Consider the following 15,806-nt stretch of genomic DNA (forward strand, 5'->3'; position numbering starts at 1 on the left):
ATCAAATAAATTAATGTAATTTTTGTTTTACCCACTCAGGCACACTGCTTAATGCCTCTGGCAGTTTGCTGGCGTCTGTACCGCCCGCCATTGCCATATCTGGCTTACCGCCACCCTTACCACCTACCTGGCCGGCAACATGGTTCACCAGCTCACCAGCTTTAAACTTGCCAATCAAATCCGCAGTCACACCTGCAGCCAAACTGACTTTGTCGTCAGACACACTTGCCAGCACAATCACGGCCGATTTGAGTTTATCTTTCAGTTTATCCATGGTTTCTCGCAGGGCGTTGGCATCAGCACCTTCCAGAGTCGCTGCCAACAAGTTAACACCATCGACATTCTGCACCTGGTTCACCAGGTCATCGCCCTGCGCGCTGGCCAATTTCGATTTCAGACGCGCCAGTTCTTTTTCCAGTGACCTGACGTTATCCAGTATCTGAGAAACTTTGACCGGAAGCTCATTTGCCGGCGTTTTCAACTCACCGGCCATTTTATTAATCAGCACTTGCTGGGCTTGCACCAGTTTGAGTGCAGCCTCGCCAGTGGTCGCTTCAATACGGCGTACGCCCGCAGCAACACCGCTTTCAGATGTGATTTTGAACAGGCCTATATCACCAGTGCGGCTCACGTGTGTCCCACCGCATAATTCTCTTGAAGTCCCGATATCCAGCACGCGTACTTCATCACCATACTTTTCCCCAAACAGCATCATGGCACCGGTTTGCTGGGCGGCTTCAATATCCATTAGTTTTGCCAGTGTGTCGGTATTGGTCAAAATCTCGGCATTGACCAGCGCCTCCACTTTGGCTATTTGTGCATCAGTCACCGGTGAATTGTGTACAAAGTCAAAACGGGTTTTTTCAGTATCGACGAGGCTGCCTTTTTGCTGCACATGTTCACCCAGCACTTCACGCAACGCTTTATGCATTAGATGTGTGGCTGAGTGGTTACGCATGGTCGCGTGGCGTGCTTGCAGGTTGACCTTGGCCGTTAAAGCATCACCCACAGACAGGGTGCCGGTTTTCAGCACACCGTGGTGACCGAATACCGCTGCCTGGATTTTCTGGGTATCTTCCACTTCAAAAATACCATTAGCAGATTTAAGCTCACCACTATCGCCAATCTGGCCGCCGGATTCGGCATAGAAAGGGGTGTCATCCAGCACGACTACGCCAAGGTCGCCTTCATTCAATGATTTAACAGGGCTGCCATCTTTATACAAGGCTAATACTTTGGCTGGTGTTTCCAGCTTTTCGTAGCCATGAAAACTGGTGGCCTGGCCTGCATATTCCAGGTTAAGTGCCATTTTGAATTTACCGGCCGCACGTGCCTGGTCTTTCTGGCGTGCCATGGCTGCATCAAAACCGGCCGTATCGACAGTAACACCGCGTTCACGGCAAATATCCGCAGTTAAATCCAGAGGAAACCCGAAAGTGTCATGTAGTTTAAACGCCAGATCACCATTGAATACCGCTGGCTTGGTCGCCAATTCTGTTTCCAGAATCTGCATCCCATTTTCAATCGTTTCAAAGAACCGGTCTTCTTCCTGTTTAAGCACTTGTGTAATACGCGCTTGATTGCTGATCAATTCAGGATAAGCCTCGCCCATTTCCAGCACCAGATCTGCCACAAGCTTATGGAAAAATGCAGCACGACAGCCTAACTTGTAGCCATGGCGAATCGCCCGGCGAATGATACGGCGCAGCACATAGCCTCGACCTTCATTGCCTGCAATCACACCATCAGCGATCAGGAAAGAACAGGCGCGAATATGGTCAGCCAGCACTTTCAGGCTGGGGCTTTCCAAATCGGCGGTTTTAGTTTCACGTGCCGCGGCTTTAATCAGTGCCTGGAATAAATCGATTTCGTAGTTGGCATGCACACCTTGCAATACCGCAGAAATCCGCTCCAGGCCCATACCGGTATCTACCGAAGGTTTAGGTAAAGGATGCATCACGCCCGCTTCATCACGGTTGAATTGCATGAACACGTTATTCCAGATTTCGATAAAACGGTCACCATCTTCATCGGGGCTGCCTGGAGGGCCGCCAGGAATATGATCGCCGTGATCATAGAAAATCTCGGTACAGGGGCCGCATGGGCCGGTATCGCCCATCATCCAGAAGTTATCTGAGGCATAACGCGCACCCTTGTTGTCGCCAATGCGTACAATCTTGTCAGCAGGCACGCCGATTTCCTTGTTCCAGATGTCATAAGCTTCATCATCTTCAGCATAGACCGTCACCATCAGGCGCTCTTTAGGCAAGGAATAAACTTGAGTCAGTAACTCCCAGGCGAACGTAATTGCGTCGCGCTTGAAATAATCGCCAAAACTAAAGTTACCCAGCATCTCGAAAAATGTATGGTGACGCGCGGTATAACCTACGTTTTCCAGGTCATTATGCTTGCCACCTGCACGCACACATTTTTGCGAAGAAGCTGCACGTGTGTAAGCGCGTTTATCAAAACCGAGGAACACATCCTTGAACTGGTTCATGCCCGCATTAGTGAACAACAAGGTGGGGTCGCCATGTGGTACCAGCGAGCTGGAAGCCACCACCTGATGGCCTTTAGAAGCAAAAAAATCCAGGAATGCCTGGCGGATTTGCTTGCTGGAAGGTTTACTTCCGTAACTAACTGTAGTCTTCTGGACTGTCATCTTCTGCGTGTCTATTCAAAATTTTCTTAATTACATCAAACGTAAAACCCCGGCTCTGTAAAAAACGGGCTTGTTTAGCCCATTCTTCACGCGTGGTCGGGGACGCTTTAAACTTTTTGCGCCAGACTTCACTGGCGCGTTCCACTTCATTGACCTGTAATACAGCCACTGCCTCGGCTACCAGAGCATCATCAACGCCCTTCTCTCTTAGCTCATTAGCCACACGTGCAGCGCCGAACTTCACCTGGCGGGCATGTATCATTTGCTCGGTGTAGCGGGCATCGCTTAACCAGCCGCGCGTCTTGAAATCAGTAATCAATGCAGGAATATCATCCTCTTCATTGGCATAGGCTTTCAGTTTCTGCGCCAGTTCAGCCTCGGAATATTCCCTTTTACTTAGATATTCCAGGGCACGCTGACGCAGTGACTTTGCAGGCTGCTCACGCAAATGGTTTAATCATCCTCAGTTCTGGCAGCTGTCATGCCATCTGCCAGGATGTTGGAATTAGCACGGATCTGCGCTTCAATTTCAGCGGCAATGGCTGGGTTTTCGCGCAGGAATTCCTTGGCGTTTTCTTTACCCTGGCCGATTTTTTCACCCTTGTAGCTATACCATGCCCCAGACTTCTCCACCAGTTTGGCGTTAGAACCTAACTCAATCACTTCGCCCAAACGGGAGATACCTTCGCCATACATGATGTCGAATTCAGCCTGCTTGAATGGAGGCGCGACCTTGTTTTTGATCACTTTGACGCGTGTCTCGGAACCCGTGACTTCATCACCTTTTTTGATGGCACCGGTACGGCGGATATCCAGGCGAACAGAAGCGTAGAATTTAAGCGCGTTACCGCCAGTGGTCGTTTCAGGGTTACCGAACATGACACCGATTTTCATACGGATCTGGTTAATAAAGATCACCAGCGTATTGGTACGTTTGATATTGCCGGTCAATTTACGCAAAGCTTGCGACATCAGGCGTGCCTGCAGGCCCATGTGGCTATCGCCCATTTCGCCTTCAATTTCGGCACGTGGAGTCAATGCGGCAACCGAGTCGACCACCACGATATCCACTGAACCGGAACGCACCAGCATATCTGCAATTTCGAGCGCCTGCTCGCCAGTATCCGGCTGCGAGATCAACAAATCAGGCACATTCACACCCAGTTTGGCCGCGTATTGCGGGTCCAGGGCATGCTCGGCATCAATAAATGCAGCAACGCCACCCAGTTTCTGCATTTCGGCAATCACTGACAAGGTCAATGTGGTTTTACCTGAAGATTCAGGACCGTAAATTTCGACAATACGTCCACGCGGCAAACCACCGACGCCAAGGGCAATATCCAGGCCTAACGAGCCGGTTGATACTACCTGTAAATCTTCACCGATATCAGCATCGCCCATGCGCATAATGGAGCCTTTGCCAAATTGCTTTTCAATCTGGGAAAGTGCGGCGGCGAGTGCTTTGCTTTTGTTGTCATCCATGGTGTTGCCTTCTGTATGTAGGGGAAAATGCGTTTTTAATTTAAACGCTATATAATCAGATAAATAACTGCTAATTATTTCATAAATCGACCATCAGTGATATGGCATTCGAACGATTAGTGTAGTGAATTGTCAACCGTAATAAGGCACACGCGTTTAATAGCCATCATGCTTTAATCGTTTTCCGTGAGAGGAGCCTTTATGAAGATCGTTAAATACATTTTAGGTGTTGCGTTAAGCAGCATAGCAGCATTATCTGCCCATGCTGATAACAACTGGTCAGTCGGTGTTGTGGTGGGCAATCCTTATGCAGCCCCACCCGTTTACTACGCGCCACCACCGGTGTATTACGCACCACCGCCAGTAGTAATTTATCGTCACCCGCATAGTACTTACTACGGTGCACCAGCGGTCGGTTATGCGCCCCCAGCACACGGCTTTATCCAGTTTGGTTATGGTAATGGCGGCTACCGGAATTATGACCGAGGCCCTCGTGGCGGTTGGGGACGTGGTCATGACCATGGTCACCACCACCATCACCATTAGCGCGGTCAGGTTTCTTTAATCAGTGTTAGCAAGCCTGCCAGTGAATAACTGGCAGCTTGTTGACGAATGTCTGCTCTATCCCCATCAAAATAGCGTGTTGCTACCAGCAGTTTTTTCGGTTGCTTGTTGTTGTAGCTTATCGCCCAGCCGAAACAAACCATTCCCACTGGCTTTTGCACAGAACCTCCGCTTGGGCCAGCGATGCCGGTCACGGAAGCACTGATATTGGCGCGACTATGTTGTAATGCGCCTAAAGCCATCGCTTGAGCAACCGGTTCACTGACTGCACCATGCATATCAATCAGGGTTTCAGGCACGTCTAGCATTTCTGTTTTTGCTTCATTGCTATAAGTAACGAAGCCACGGTCAAACCAGCCTGAACTCCCTGCAATAGCGGTGATTGCCTGGGCTACCATGCCTCCGGTGCATGATTCAGCCAGCGCTAGTTGCAAACCCTTTGCTTGCAATGTCTTGCCCAAAGTCTGGCTTAATGTTTCGAGGTCATTCATTAAAACCACCATTTAATCAGTTGCAAAACGATGATTGCCATCACTGCTGCCAGTGCATCATCCAGCATCACGCCCAAGCCACCTTTGACGTGCCTGTCTGCCCAGCTGATTGGAAACGGTTTCCAGATATCAAACAGGCGGAATGACACAAATGCGGCCAATCCCCAGCCCCAGGTCAATGGCACGGTGATAAGAATCGCTGCCATGGCGACAATTTCATCCCAGACAATGGCACCATGATCATTTACGCCTAACGCGCGACCGGTAAAAGCACTGCACCAGATACCAAATATAAACATCAACAGAATAGCCAGCCATTGTTGCAACTCCGGCAAGTGCATGATGACCGAGAATAACGGAAAACCTAATAGCGTGCCTGCTGTGCCTGGCGCTTTGGGAAACAGGCCAGTACCTAGTCCCAGACTGAAGAAATGCAAAGGATGCGAGAAAAGCAGCGCCCAGTCAGGATCAGTGGCTGGATAACGGTGGTTAGCCAAAATGCAAATATCCTTTCTGCGATAACTCGATCTGAACTTCACCATCACTGACGTTCAGACCAGTTGCTTCGGTAATACTACCTATCCGCGTTAAAGGCAGATTAAGCTTCTCTGACAATGCCAATACTTCATCGCGTCGCTGCGCAGATACAGTAAAACATAATTCATAATCATCGCCTCCAGCCAGCACTGCCTGCTGAAGTACTGACTGCGAAACATTGTTGACCAATTGAGGTTTGGAGAATAACGCCCAATCAAGCTCGGCGCCTTTGCCGGAAGCCTGGAGGATATGGTTCAAATCCGCCAGCAAGCCATCTGAAATATCAAGTGCTGTATGCGCGATGTCACGCAATGCCAGCCCCAGGGCCACCCGAGGTTGTGGTTGATGCATGGCAGGCGCAAAATTCGCTACATCTTCCGCATGCAAATCCAGCTTACCCAGTTTATTTTGCAACCACAATGCCGCTTTACCTAGCGTACCGCTGACCCAGATATCATCACCAACCTGCGCCCCACTACGCTTAATCGCTTTGCCCAGCGGCACTTCACCTAAAATATTAATCGCTATGTTTAATGGTCCGCGCGTGGTATCACCACCAATCAGTGAGACGCCATAGTTATCGGCACAGGCGAATAAGCCCTGGCTAAAACCTTGCAACCAGTCATGATTGATTTCCGGCAAAGCAATCGACAATGTTGCCCATTTAGGATTGGCGCCCATGGCTGCCATATCACTGATATTGACCGCCAGGGCTTTCCACCCTATTGAGTAAGGATCAGCCTCAGCAAAAAAATGCGTCCCTGATACGGACATGTCGGCGGAGACAGCCAGTTGATAGCCTGGCATTACGCTGATCAATGCTGCATCATCACCAATACCCAAATCGGGATTACTCGCATCTGCTGTACCCGGACGGGTAAAGTATTGAGCGATAAGATCAAATTCAGCCATGCCGTTTTTTCCACCAGCGTTCTAGCAAAACTATCACTAGCCAGGCCAAGCTGATCCCTGCTAAATCTGCGAACCAATCATAGACGCTAGGCTGACGTGTGGTTGTCAGCACACCTTGCAACACTTCCATTAATGCACCAAACACCGTCAATCCAATCGCGATAGACAGTCTGTGCGTTGGGAAAGCCATCAGGCCCCAGAACGTCACACCGCCAAAAGCAATAATGTGTTGTATTTTGTCTTTATAGATTGAGACATCATTAGATGGCGGCATTTCCATTAATAACAAATAGGTCAATATGCTAAAACAGGTGATAAAAATCAGGGTGGAAATCTTTTTGTAATTCATCATTCATTCGTTTTTTGACGTTGGGCAGATTTGGGTCTAAAAGACTTAACAATACTTTCTGCAGTTTCAAGATACGGCATAGGCTGATTGACTGTCGCCAGTAAATCGAGGCAATATGGCACCGCTGCAAAAATCCCCGGCACCAATGTATTGCCCTCGGCATCTTTTAATCCTTCCAGCGTTTCCTGAATTGATTTTGGCTGCCCTGGCAAGTTTATTACCAGGCATTGCTTGCGAATCACTGCCACCTGCCGTGACAAAATGGCAGTGGGAACAAAGCGTAAACTGATTTGACGCATTTGCTCACCAAAACCAGGCATTTCGCGATCTGCAATGGCCAGCGTGGCTTCTGGGGTAACGTCTCTAACCGAAGGTCCGGTGCCCCCGGTGGTGAGGATCAAATGACATTGTTCTTCATCGACTAATTGCTTGAGTGTGTCTGAAATGGTGGCCTGCTCATCGGCAATCAAGCGGGTCACGATTTCAAAAGGTGAAGTCAGGGTTTTTTCAAGCCAGGAAGACAATGCTGGAATGCCCTTGTCTTCATAAACGCCTTGCGAAGCGCGATCACTGATGGAAACCAGCCCAATGCGCGTGAATTGTTGTTGCATAACTTGAGGTCTATGTTAAGTTGGTCTGTATTGAGATGGTCTGTGTTAATGTACCAGCACATCATAACATTACCCGACACATCAGTAAGCTGAAAAGGTGTCATTCGTCATGGAGAGTCAGATGAAAGTCTTATGCAAAGCAGCGCGTGTAACAGGTCGAGCCGCCTCGCCTCGCCAGTGGTTTATTCTATTGCCTTCGCTGGTAATCATTACCTTGCTGATGTTCTCGAAAACAGTATTGGCAGATGAAAACCCTTATGCTGCCAATTACCAGGCACAAAACCAGGGTAATTTACATTCACTGCAAAACAATCCCGAGCCGCAATTACTTATTGGTACCCGTCGTGATGCCGACAATATCAAAATGCTGGAAAACGGCTATGACCTGATGGGCCTGAGTGAGTTTGAAGCAGGAGACATCGCACCCGAACAGGCGATTATTCATGGACGCAATATCCAGGCGGATACCATACTGGTGTATGTTAAAAAATCCGGTAACGCGACACCGGCCTCCAAGATGGAAGTGATTAAAGAAGCCGTCAAAAAAGGCCAATCGCTGACTGAAAAAGATATGGCGATCGACCCAGGCAAATACCGCTATTACGTAACCTACTGGGCCAAATTGCCGCCGCCAGTGTTAGGCGTGCATGTGATTAAACTGGTTGCCCGTAAATCTTCTCAACAGGATGAACAAGCACAGGCGACTGATGTCAATGAAGGCGTTAGAGTGATTGCTGTGATACATGGCTCTGCTGCAGAGCAAGGCGGGTTATTGCGCGGAGACCAGTTACTCAGCCTCAACCAGGAAAAAGTAAATGATGCTGCGACTTTATCCAGCCTGGTGAGACGCTTCAAAGGCAATACGGTCACCATAAAAATTCAACGGCAATCTGAACCGCTTTCGTTAAAAGTCGCCCTTTAACTGCGAGCCATTCTGAATTGTCATCATATTAAATAGAAAGTGTTTCAAATGTTTCAAGTTACGTTCGAGCATCAGGCAGCCCGCATAGCGTCTGGTCATATCGACGATATCCAGTTTTTACGGGCGCTGCTTGATGATATTCGCCCTCGTCACTCAAGCGATACCGAGAGTGCAAGCAAGTCGATACAGGCGTTGTGTTTCTTGCTACAACAGCAACCTTCATTTGCCCTGGAATTGCGAAACAGCATCCTGCGCCTTTTGAACGAAAAAAGTGTGATTTCACTGTATTCCGAGCATGGCATTCAGTCTGACTTAGGATTTTTTACTGAAATCTACCGGCGGTTTTCCCATAAATTATTACCTGAAGTCCCAGACCCTAGATACCTGAAAGATGTATTTGGCCAGGTTTTTCACCACACTCATGATGCCAACTGGGTAACCGGCGTGCCGAATACCGTATGGCGCGACTTTATACATACCCTGGCATTAGGTGAAGGGAATGATTTGCAGCAGGAGAGCTGCATTCAAGAATTGAAGGATGCATTACAGGTACTCTCTTACCGCTTATCCGCTTCTGGCCTGGACCCTGAGCTTATTTTGCAGCATGAAGACCTGGAAAATAACACTTCGCCATTCATCACCCAGAATATCGAAATCCAGAAATTTCTGTCGCTCACCACTACCACTGCAGACGACATACAGCATATTTATGACGTATTGAAACGCTGCCAGAACCTTAACGATGAAATCCGCAAAGCGAATGCAAAGACCGGTACCAGCATTTCGCTGACTGCCCTGATGCAAAGAATGCAGCAGCAAATTCATCGCATGCAATTATTAGTGGATATTCTGCACGGGCTTTTACTCAAGCATGATGTCAGTGATGCGATTACGCGTTTGTTCAAGCAACTGGTATATGCAGAGTGTAAAAAGAATAACCTGTCCGAATATTGGCGTCATAACACCGAGTTACTGGCCCTGCGCGTGACTGAAAACGCCAGCCACACCGGTGAGCATTACATTGCACAGCATCGGCAGGAGTATTTCAAGCTGATGGGTTCAGCCATGGGCGCCGGGGTCATTATTGCCTTTATGGCCATGTTTAAAATCATCATCGCCAGCTACCACTTTGCCCCGCTTGCAGAAGCCATTTTCTTTAGCCTGAATTATGGGTTAGGGTTTGTCCTGATTCATCTGCTGCATTTCACAGTTGCCACCAAACAACCGGCGATGACGGCGGCAACCATTGCATCAGCGATTGATGATGACGGGCACGATAGCAAAAACATACACAGTCTGGTCAACATTGTCGCGCAGACGACCAGCAGCCAGACAATCGCCATTCTGGGTAATGTGATCGTCGTGATTCCGATGGCAATGTTTATCGACTGGCTGGTAGTGCAATATAGCGGCCATCATTTTATAGGTGAGGCCAAAGCCAATATCTTGCTGGATTCCAACAACCCATTGATCAGCCTCAGCGCCCTGTATGCTGCGGTGGCTGGTGTGTGCCTGTTCCTGTCCGGCCTGATTGCGGGCTATCATGACAATTTGGCGGCTTATAACCGCATTCCTGAACGTATTGCCCACCTGCCGTTTTTACAACGCCTGCTGGGGAAAGCGCGCCTGCACCGTATTTCAGAATATATACGCCATAATCTGGGCGCACTGGCCGGTAACTTCTATTTTGGCTGCCTACTTGGGTTTGCCTCCGGGTTGGGAGTGATGCTTGGCTTACCTCTGGATATCCGTCACGTGACTTTTGTAGCGGCATTCTCGGGATATGCATTTTCTGCACTGGATTTCCAGATCACCTATTACATGCTTGGTACAGCCTTACTCGGGATTTTTGTGGTGGCGACCATTAACTTGCTGACCAGCTTTGGTTTAGCCATTTTTGTCGCCATGAAATCACGGCAAGTACGCTACCGGCATTGGAAAGCTTTTGCGCTGGAATTACTGACTTTGCTTTATCGCCAACCTTGGAAATTCTTTTTGCCACCTAAAAAGATGGGGATGGAGACTAGACTTGAGAAAACTAGCCACTAAGTAAAAGCAACTTAGTGGCTAATATTTAATAGGATTTCTTTGTTTCCTATGTGGAGCTTTTGTTATCAGGAAGTTTTTTCTATTACAAAGTGAAATATGCCGTCTTCCTTTTTAAAGGAAAGCAAGGTCACCGGATGATTGGTAATCAAGTTACGGATATTTTGCTCGCTGCCTAGCGCTGTTGTTTTAACCAGGACAATCTGGCCAATGGACAGTTTATCTATTGCTTCCTTGGTTTTTAACATCGGTTCAGGACTTTCCAGCCCTGTTAAATCCAACTCTAAATCAACGTTCTGTTTCACGATAACCCCTAGATAGACAGTACTTCGGCAAATGCCAGCTACTTTTTTGATTGTAGTGCATTATTTGGAGCCGTAAAATTACCCACTTTACAGGCATCATATAAACTTGCATTAAACGACAAGCTAGCCGTCTAACTTTACGGCCCCAACTTAACCACTATTCGGTATGTTCATCAGGCGCGTTTGTAACGCCTTCAGCCAGGTCCCGTATCATCTTGAATAACTCACGGCTGCTCTTGGGCGGCTTATTGGCAGCCTGCTCTTTTTGCGCATTACGGATCAATGTACGCATATGCTGCACATCGGTATGCGGATATTCCACCAGAAATGCCTCAACCGCCTTTGCGTCTTCTATCAGGCGTGTACGCCAGCGTTCCATCTGGTGAAAGCGGGCATTTTCTTCCACATGCTTACCTTCCCATTTCTGCAGTTGCTCTACGATTGGCGCCAGGTCAATGTCACGCATTAAACGTCCAATATATTGCAATTGGCGGCGGATCGCCCCGTTGGCAGTCAAACGCTTTGCTTCGGCAATCGCGTCACTCAAGGCTTCATCCAGTTGTAATTTTTTTAATCTCTCTTTTGGCAGTTCAAGTAATTGCCGTCCGATCTCCTGCGCGGCATCGGCTTCTGCTTTTAATTTGGTTTTACTGGGTTGGGAATCTTCCATGGGTTTAGCTATCATTCGCGGTTGTGCAGTTATGGTAAAAGCAATCTCTGCCAAATCACGGTATGATACCAGCTTTAATTGCCAAGCAAAAAACAAGCGCTCATAGCATGCAACTGGAACAACTCAAACAAATCTCTGAAGATATTATTCAACTGGCCAGGCAGGCAGGGGCCAGCAGTGCCGAGGCCGATGTCAGTTTCGGCACCGGCCAGAATGTTTCTGTCCGCCAGGGCGAGACTGAAAATATTGAGTACAACCGTGACAAAGGTTGTTCGGTGACGGTGTATTTCGGGCAGAGAAAAGGCTATGCCAGCACTTCTGACCTTAGTTTACAGGCACTTAAAGATACCGTCGAAGCCGCCTGTAATATTGCGAAATATACTGCAGAAGATCCTTTTTGCGGCCTGGCCGATGCTGAATGCATGGCAAAAGAATTCCCGGATTTGTCGTTACACCATCCGTGGGCTATCGATGTCGATCAGGCGCTGGAATTAGCCAGGCGCTGTGAAGCAGCAGCACTTGCAGTAGACCCGCGCATCAGCAATAGTGAAGGCGGCAGCGTCTATAGCCAAAGTGGCGCATTTGTATACGCAAATAGTCACGGTTTTGTTGGCGGTTACCCTAGCTCACGCCATAGCATTAGCTGTTCAGTGATTGCCGAATCCAACAACCAGATGCAACGCGATTACTGGTATAGCAGTGCGCGCGATGCGCTTGACCTGGAGTCACCAGAGCAAGTCGGCCAAATCGCAGGCTCACGCACGGTCAAAAGATTAGACGCCCGCCCACTCAAGACAGGCCAGTATCCGGTGTTATTTGAAGCACCGTTGGCAAGTGGACTTATCGGTACGCTGCTGAGTGCAATTTCAGGAGGTAATCTATATAGAAAATCTTCATTTTTACTTGATAGCCTGGGGCAAACAATTGCCAGCCCGCTATTGCATATCGATGAAGATCCTTTCATTCTCAAGGGTGCTGGCAGCAGCCCGTTTGATAATGAAGGCGTTGCCTGCCAGAAACGTACCCTGATAGAGAATGGCGTGCTGCAGGGTTATTTGCTTGGCAGCTACTCTGCACGCAAACTGGGCATGCAATCTACCGGCAATGCCGGTGGCGCCCATAACATCCTAGTGCGGTCTACCGGTCATAACCTCGAACAATTATTACAGACCATGGGCACCGGAATACTGGTGACAGAACTACTTGGTCATGGCATGAATATGATTACGGGTGATTACTCACGTGGTGCTGCTGGTTACTGGGTTGAAAATGGGGTCATTACTCACCCGGTAGAAGAGATCACGATTGCCAGCAATATGCAGGAAATGCTGAAAGGCATAGCTGCGATTGGGAACGATATTATCCCGAATAGCTCCAAGCTGACCGGCTCAATATTAATTGATCGCATGACCGTCGCCTCGGCTGACTAGCCTCTGAGGGTCGGCGGTACAAATAAAAAAGGCTTGCATCACTGCAAAGCCTTTTTTGTCGCACTAACCAACGATCGCTAAAAGGATTAAGTCCCTTATTTAGCTTCCAGTGTTAGTAAAGTATCGTCGATACCTGCAACTACTTCTGTGGCAGTGCTTTCCATTACCACAGTCTCTACAGGAGTTGGTTGCTCGCTCACTTGATCAAGTAATGGGGGCAACGCCTCTTCTGGTGCAGATTCAATGGCTGGTGTTTCAGCCAGGTCAGCAGCGATATCAGGTGTTGTTTGCTCAGTGGATACTGTCGACTCTTCAACAGCAGGCTGTTGAACTTCTACCGTTGCCGCATCTGTAGTCAGCATACCTGCTTGCTCCTCAATCGGTACAGATGATTGCAATACAACGGTTTCAGAAACAGCTGGCTCAGCTGCAGCACCATTTGCAGCTGGTTCATCTTCTGGCTCAAATTCATCCTGCAGCAACTCTGCCGGCACAATGCCATCCTGAACCATGCTTGCTCGGCGTTGCAGGTAGGCATCACGCATGAAAGCATACGGGTCGATAGAGGCATCATCTACCAGGTCTTTGGCATCCAGCAATTGCGTACGTTTGTCTATAAACTGCACTAAACGCACCTGGTTATGCGCGCGGATCTGGCCGGTGTTATGCAGGTAGGTAATCGGGTCTGAAGTCACAGTATCAAATGCCAGACCACCCGCATCCCGCACAGTACTTGGTCCCAAAATCGGCAATACCAGGTAAGGGCCTGTGCCGACGCCCCAGTGACCTAAAGTCTGACCGAAGTCTTCCTGATGTTTTGGGAAGTTGTCTTTACTGGCGACATCGATAACGCCAGCGATACCGAAGGTGGTATTGATAACAAAACGACCCGCATCGGTAAATGCCTGCGCAAACTTGAGTTGCAGCAAGTCGTTAACCACTGTGGTCAAAGTACCCAGGTTATTGAAAAAGTTGGTGATGCCAGTACGCACTGGTGATGGTGTAACTGCCTTATACGCCTTGGCAACCGGCTTCATGGCATATTTATCGACCACATCGTTGAATTTGTAAATCCCGCGGTTAACCCCTTCAAGCGGATCTTTATTGGTGGTTGCACACCCTGAAAGGCCAACAAGTACGGCAATCAATAAAACGGCTTTTAGTTTATTCATATTTGTCATTATATTTAGATCAAGCGCCTTGGTATCAATAGCATTAAAAAATCATCTTGGCGTGTAACAAGCTTAGACTTGAAACACCCTGCAATCACTTTTATCGGCGCCTTCTTCAATAATTGAAGGGCAACAACGCTATCGCGATCTACTACAGAATCCTTACTACTAGCTTAATAACTGCAAAGTAAAACGAGTTTATTCTACATCAAATGTCATTTTTACTTCACATTATTTTTGTATAGCGATAATGCCTCTTGCCTTTGTACAGCATGGTCTACAATCGCCATCGGATAGTCTATTTGAGGCATACTGACGAGCAAATCTTTCTTGTTTGGAGTATCCGCATATGGGGCATGAATCTTCCTGTCATCTAACCCCGTTAACTCAGGTACATATTTGCGGATAAACTTGCCTTTTGCATCAAACTTTTCCGACTGTGACTGCGGATTAAAAATCCTGAAATAAGGCTGCGCATCACATCCGGTGGAAGCCGCCCATTGCCAGCCGCCATTATTGGCAGCAAAGTCAAAATCAATTAATTTCTCGGCAAAATATTGCTCGCCCCAGCGCCAGTCGATCAGCAAATCCTTGACCAGAAAACTAGCTACCACCATACGCAAGCGATTATGCATATAGCCGGTCTCATTCAACTGCCGCATCGCTGCATCCACAATTGGATAACCGGTACGCCCTTCACACCATGCCGCAAACCAGTCGCGGTTATTGGGAAAAGGTAACTGGTCATACTCCAGCCTGTATGCGCGCCGTTCCAGTTGCAAATCCGGCCGGTGATAACACACCTGGAAGTAAAAATCGCGCCAGATCAATTCACTCAGCCAGGTTGCCGCACCTTCATTACCTGCCAAAGACAATTGCCAGGCTGCATGGGCCAACTGGCGAATTGAGATAGTGCCAAATCGCAAATGCACCGACAAATAAGAGACACCTTTGATGGCAGGATAGTTGCGTGCATCATGATAATCTTCTATGCGCTGTAAAAAGTCATCAAACAACTGTTGCGCACCCTTGATGCCTGTCGGCAAGCGCATCGTTTTCAAGTTGGTGCGGGAGAAACCCATACTTTCCAACGACGGCATACCTTCAGCCTTGCCACCGGCCAAAGACTTAAGGTAACGTTGTACCGGATAGGCCTTTAAGTAAAACGGATTCAACTTGGCCAGATGCGCACGTTTATAAGGCGTGAATACGCCATAAGGCTTACCGGTCTGGGTCAGGATTTCGTCCTGTTCAAATAGCACCTGATCTTTAAACAAATGGAGCGTTTTGTCTACGCGCAATAAAGCCTGTGCCACTTTCTCATCTCGGGCAATGGCCAGCGGCTCGTAATCACGATTGGCGTACACTGCGGCGACTTCGAGCTTTTGTGCCAGTCTGGGTATTTCTTCTATGGCTTTGCCATGGCGTATTAAAAGGTCGCCGCCCTTTTGCTGAAGTGCCAGTTTAAGTTCATTGAGACTTTCCCAGATAAATTCAACCCGCCGGTCGTATTTATCAGGCAAGGCATCCAGGATATCGGTATCAAACACAAACGCCACGTACACTTGCGCGTGAAGCTTCAAGGCGTGATACAAGGCAGCATGATCGTCAATGCGCAGGTCGCGACGCAACCAGACCAAAGCTTTAGACATG

At 48.3% G+C, this 15,806-nt stretch carries 16 protein-coding genes; 4 read left to right on the forward strand and 12 right to left on the reverse strand.

Annotation, left to right across the window (positions count from 1 at the left end; translation table 11 throughout):
* Positions 1–10: 10 nt before the first annotated feature.
* From alaS to recA, 3 genes are read right to left on the reverse strand one after another with little or no spacing between them, the layout of a single operon-like run.
* Positions 11–2,662 carry an alanine--tRNA ligase gene (gene alaS / locus ASG24_RS02900; protein ID WP_055867627.1) on the reverse strand — a complete coding sequence of 884 codons (2,652 nt, stop codon included), beginning with the start codon at positions 2,660–2,662 and terminating at the stop codon, positions 11–13.
* Entirely contained in the window at positions 2,637–3,110 is a 474-nt protein-coding gene (gene recX, locus ASG24_RS02905) for a recombination regulator RecX (protein ID WP_055867630.1), read from the reverse strand. The genes alaS and recX overlap by 26 nt, the downstream gene beginning before the upstream one ends.
* A gap of 5 nt (positions 3,111–3,115) precedes the next feature.
* Positions 3,116–4,144 (reverse strand): recombinase RecA, encoded by a 1,029-nt coding sequence (gene recA / locus ASG24_RS02910; RefSeq protein WP_055826141.1) that lies wholly within the window; start codon positions 4,142–4,144, stop codon positions 3,116–3,118.
* A gap of 201 nt (positions 4,145–4,345) precedes the next feature.
* Here recA and ASG24_RS02915 point away from each other — a divergent pair, with 201 nt between their 5' ends.
* A complete protein-coding gene (locus ASG24_RS02915) occupies positions 4,346–4,690 on the forward strand; it encodes a hypothetical protein (protein ID WP_055867633.1) in 345 nt (114 codons plus the stop codon).
* A gap of 5 nt (positions 4,691–4,695) precedes the next feature.
* Here the strand turns inward: ASG24_RS02915 and ASG24_RS02920 are convergent, their stop codons facing one another.
* Genes ASG24_RS02920 through mog form a run of 5 tightly spaced genes read right to left on the reverse strand, consistent with a single transcriptional unit; the run spans position 4,696 to position 7,608 of the window.
* A complete protein-coding gene (locus ASG24_RS02920; RefSeq protein ID WP_055868413.1) occupies positions 4,696–5,199 on the reverse strand; it encodes a CinA family protein in 504 nt (167 codons plus the stop codon).
* Positions 5,199–5,705 carry a phosphatidylglycerophosphatase A gene (locus ASG24_RS02925; RefSeq protein ID WP_055868416.1) on the reverse strand — a complete coding sequence of 169 codons (507 nt, stop codon included), beginning with the start codon at positions 5,703–5,705 and terminating at the stop codon, positions 5,199–5,201. Before ASG24_RS02925 ends, ASG24_RS02920 begins: the two co-directional genes overlap by 1 nt.
* Positions 5,689–6,648: a thiamine-phosphate kinase gene (thiL, locus tag ASG24_RS02930; protein WP_055867636.1), complete on the reverse strand. Its 960-nt coding sequence runs from the start codon at positions 6,646–6,648 to the stop codon at positions 5,689–5,691. Before thiL ends, ASG24_RS02925 begins: the two co-directional genes overlap by 17 nt.
* Complete coding sequence (locus ASG24_RS02935; protein ID WP_235562284.1) at positions 6,641–7,000, reverse strand: hypothetical protein; 360 nt, start codon at positions 6,998–7,000, stop codon at positions 6,641–6,643. Before ASG24_RS02935 ends, thiL begins: the two co-directional genes overlap by 8 nt.
* On the reverse strand, positions 6,997–7,608 hold the full coding sequence (gene mog, locus ASG24_RS02940) for a molybdopterin adenylyltransferase (protein ID WP_055826149.1): 612 nt from the start codon (positions 7,606–7,608) through the stop codon (positions 6,997–6,999). The genes ASG24_RS02935 and mog overlap by 4 nt, the downstream gene beginning before the upstream one ends.
* Positions 7,609–7,729: 121 nt before the next feature.
* On the opposite strand from mog, the gene ASG24_RS02945 reads away from it, so the two are divergent.
* Together ASG24_RS02945 and ASG24_RS02950 are read left to right on the forward strand one after the other, a co-directional pair.
* Positions 7,730–8,530, forward strand: coding sequence for a PDZ domain-containing protein (locus ASG24_RS02945; RefSeq protein ID WP_235562285.1), 801 nt, complete (start codon positions 7,730–7,732; stop codon positions 8,528–8,530).
* Positions 8,531–8,578: 48 nt separating this feature from the next.
* Positions 8,579–10,579 carry a site-specific recombinase gene (locus tag ASG24_RS02950; protein ID WP_055867642.1) on the forward strand — a complete coding sequence of 667 codons (2,001 nt, stop codon included), beginning with the start codon at positions 8,579–8,581 and terminating at the stop codon, positions 10,577–10,579.
* 65 nt (positions 10,580–10,644) lie between these two features.
* On the opposite strand, the gene ASG24_RS02955 is transcribed toward ASG24_RS02950, so the two are convergent.
* Positions 10,645–10,881: a sulfurtransferase TusA family protein gene (locus ASG24_RS02955; protein ID WP_156376509.1), complete on the reverse strand. Its 237-nt coding sequence runs from the start codon at positions 10,879–10,881 to the stop codon at positions 10,645–10,647.
* Between the two features lie 157 nt (positions 10,882–11,038).
* Positions 11,039–11,551 (reverse strand): ribosome biogenesis factor YjgA, encoded by a 513-nt coding sequence (yjgA, locus tag ASG24_RS02960; RefSeq protein WP_235562286.1) that lies wholly within the window; start codon positions 11,549–11,551, stop codon positions 11,039–11,041.
* Between the two features lie 107 nt (positions 11,552–11,658).
* On the opposite strand from yjgA, the gene pmbA reads away from it, so the two are divergent.
* On the forward strand, positions 11,659–12,981 hold the full coding sequence (gene pmbA, locus ASG24_RS02965; RefSeq protein ID WP_055867644.1) for a metalloprotease PmbA: 1,323 nt from the start codon (positions 11,659–11,661) through the stop codon (positions 12,979–12,981).
* Between the two features lie 95 nt (positions 12,982–13,076).
* Here the strand turns inward: pmbA and ASG24_RS02970 are convergent, their stop codons facing one another.
* Positions 13,077–14,153 (reverse strand): VacJ family lipoprotein, encoded by a 1,077-nt coding sequence (locus tag ASG24_RS02970; RefSeq protein WP_055867647.1) that lies wholly within the window; start codon positions 14,151–14,153, stop codon positions 13,077–13,079.
* A gap of 221 nt (positions 14,154–14,374) precedes the next feature.
* The gene (locus tag ASG24_RS02975; protein WP_055867650.1) at positions 14,375–15,805 is read right to left on the reverse strand and encodes a deoxyribodipyrimidine photo-lyase; all 1,431 of its coding nucleotides are present in this window, start codon (positions 15,803–15,805) and stop codon (positions 14,375–14,377) included.
* Position 15,806: the final 1 nt, after the last annotated feature.

The sequence above is a fragment of the Methylophilus sp. Leaf414 genome (genome assembly GCF_001425425.1).
GTDB lineage: Bacteria > Pseudomonadota > Gammaproteobacteria > Burkholderiales > Methylophilaceae > Methylophilus.

Excerpts from the sequence above, each read along its gene's own strand:
- ASG24_RS02975 (WP_055867650.1), bottom strand. The coding sequence starts at position 15,805 with ATGTCTAAAGCTTTGGTCTGGTTGCGTCGCGACCTGCGCATTGACGAT.
- alaS (WP_055867627.1), bottom strand. The coding sequence starts at position 2,662 with ATGACAGTCCAGAAGACTACAGTTAGTTACGGAAGTAAACCTTCCAGC.
- mog (WP_055826149.1), bottom strand. The coding sequence starts at position 7,608 with ATGCAACAACAATTCACGCGCATTGGGCTGGTTTCCATCAGTGATCGC.
- ASG24_RS02945 (WP_235562285.1), top strand. The coding sequence starts at position 7,730 with ATGAAAGTCTTATGCAAAGCAGCGCGTGTAACAGGTCGAGCCGCCTCG.
- pmbA (WP_055867644.1), top strand. The coding sequence starts at position 11,659 with ATGCAACTGGAACAACTCAAACAAATCTCTGAAGATATTATTCAACTG.
- ASG24_RS02920 (WP_055868413.1), bottom strand. The coding sequence starts at position 5,199 with ATGAATGACCTCGAAACATTAAGCCAGACTTTGGGCAAGACATTGCAA.
- ASG24_RS02935 (WP_235562284.1), bottom strand. The coding sequence starts at position 7,000 with ATGATGAATTACAAAAAGATTTCCACCCTGATTTTTATCACCTGTTTT.
- thiL (WP_055867636.1), bottom strand. The coding sequence starts at position 6,648 with ATGGCTGAATTTGATCTTATCGCTCAATACTTTACCCGTCCGGGTACA.
- ASG24_RS02915 (WP_055867633.1), top strand. The coding sequence starts at position 4,346 with ATGAAGATCGTTAAATACATTTTAGGTGTTGCGTTAAGCAGCATAGCA.
- yjgA (WP_235562286.1), bottom strand. The coding sequence starts at position 11,551 with ATGGAAGATTCCCAACCCAGTAAAACCAAATTAAAAGCAGAAGCCGAT.
- ASG24_RS02950 (WP_055867642.1), top strand. The coding sequence starts at position 8,579 with ATGTTTCAAGTTACGTTCGAGCATCAGGCAGCCCGCATAGCGTCTGGT.
- ASG24_RS02970 (WP_055867647.1), bottom strand. The coding sequence starts at position 14,153 with ATGAATAAACTAAAAGCCGTTTTATTGATTGCCGTACTTGTTGGCCTT.
- recA (WP_055826141.1), bottom strand. The coding sequence starts at position 4,144 with ATGGATGACAACAAAAGCAAAGCACTCGCCGCCGCACTTTCCCAGATT.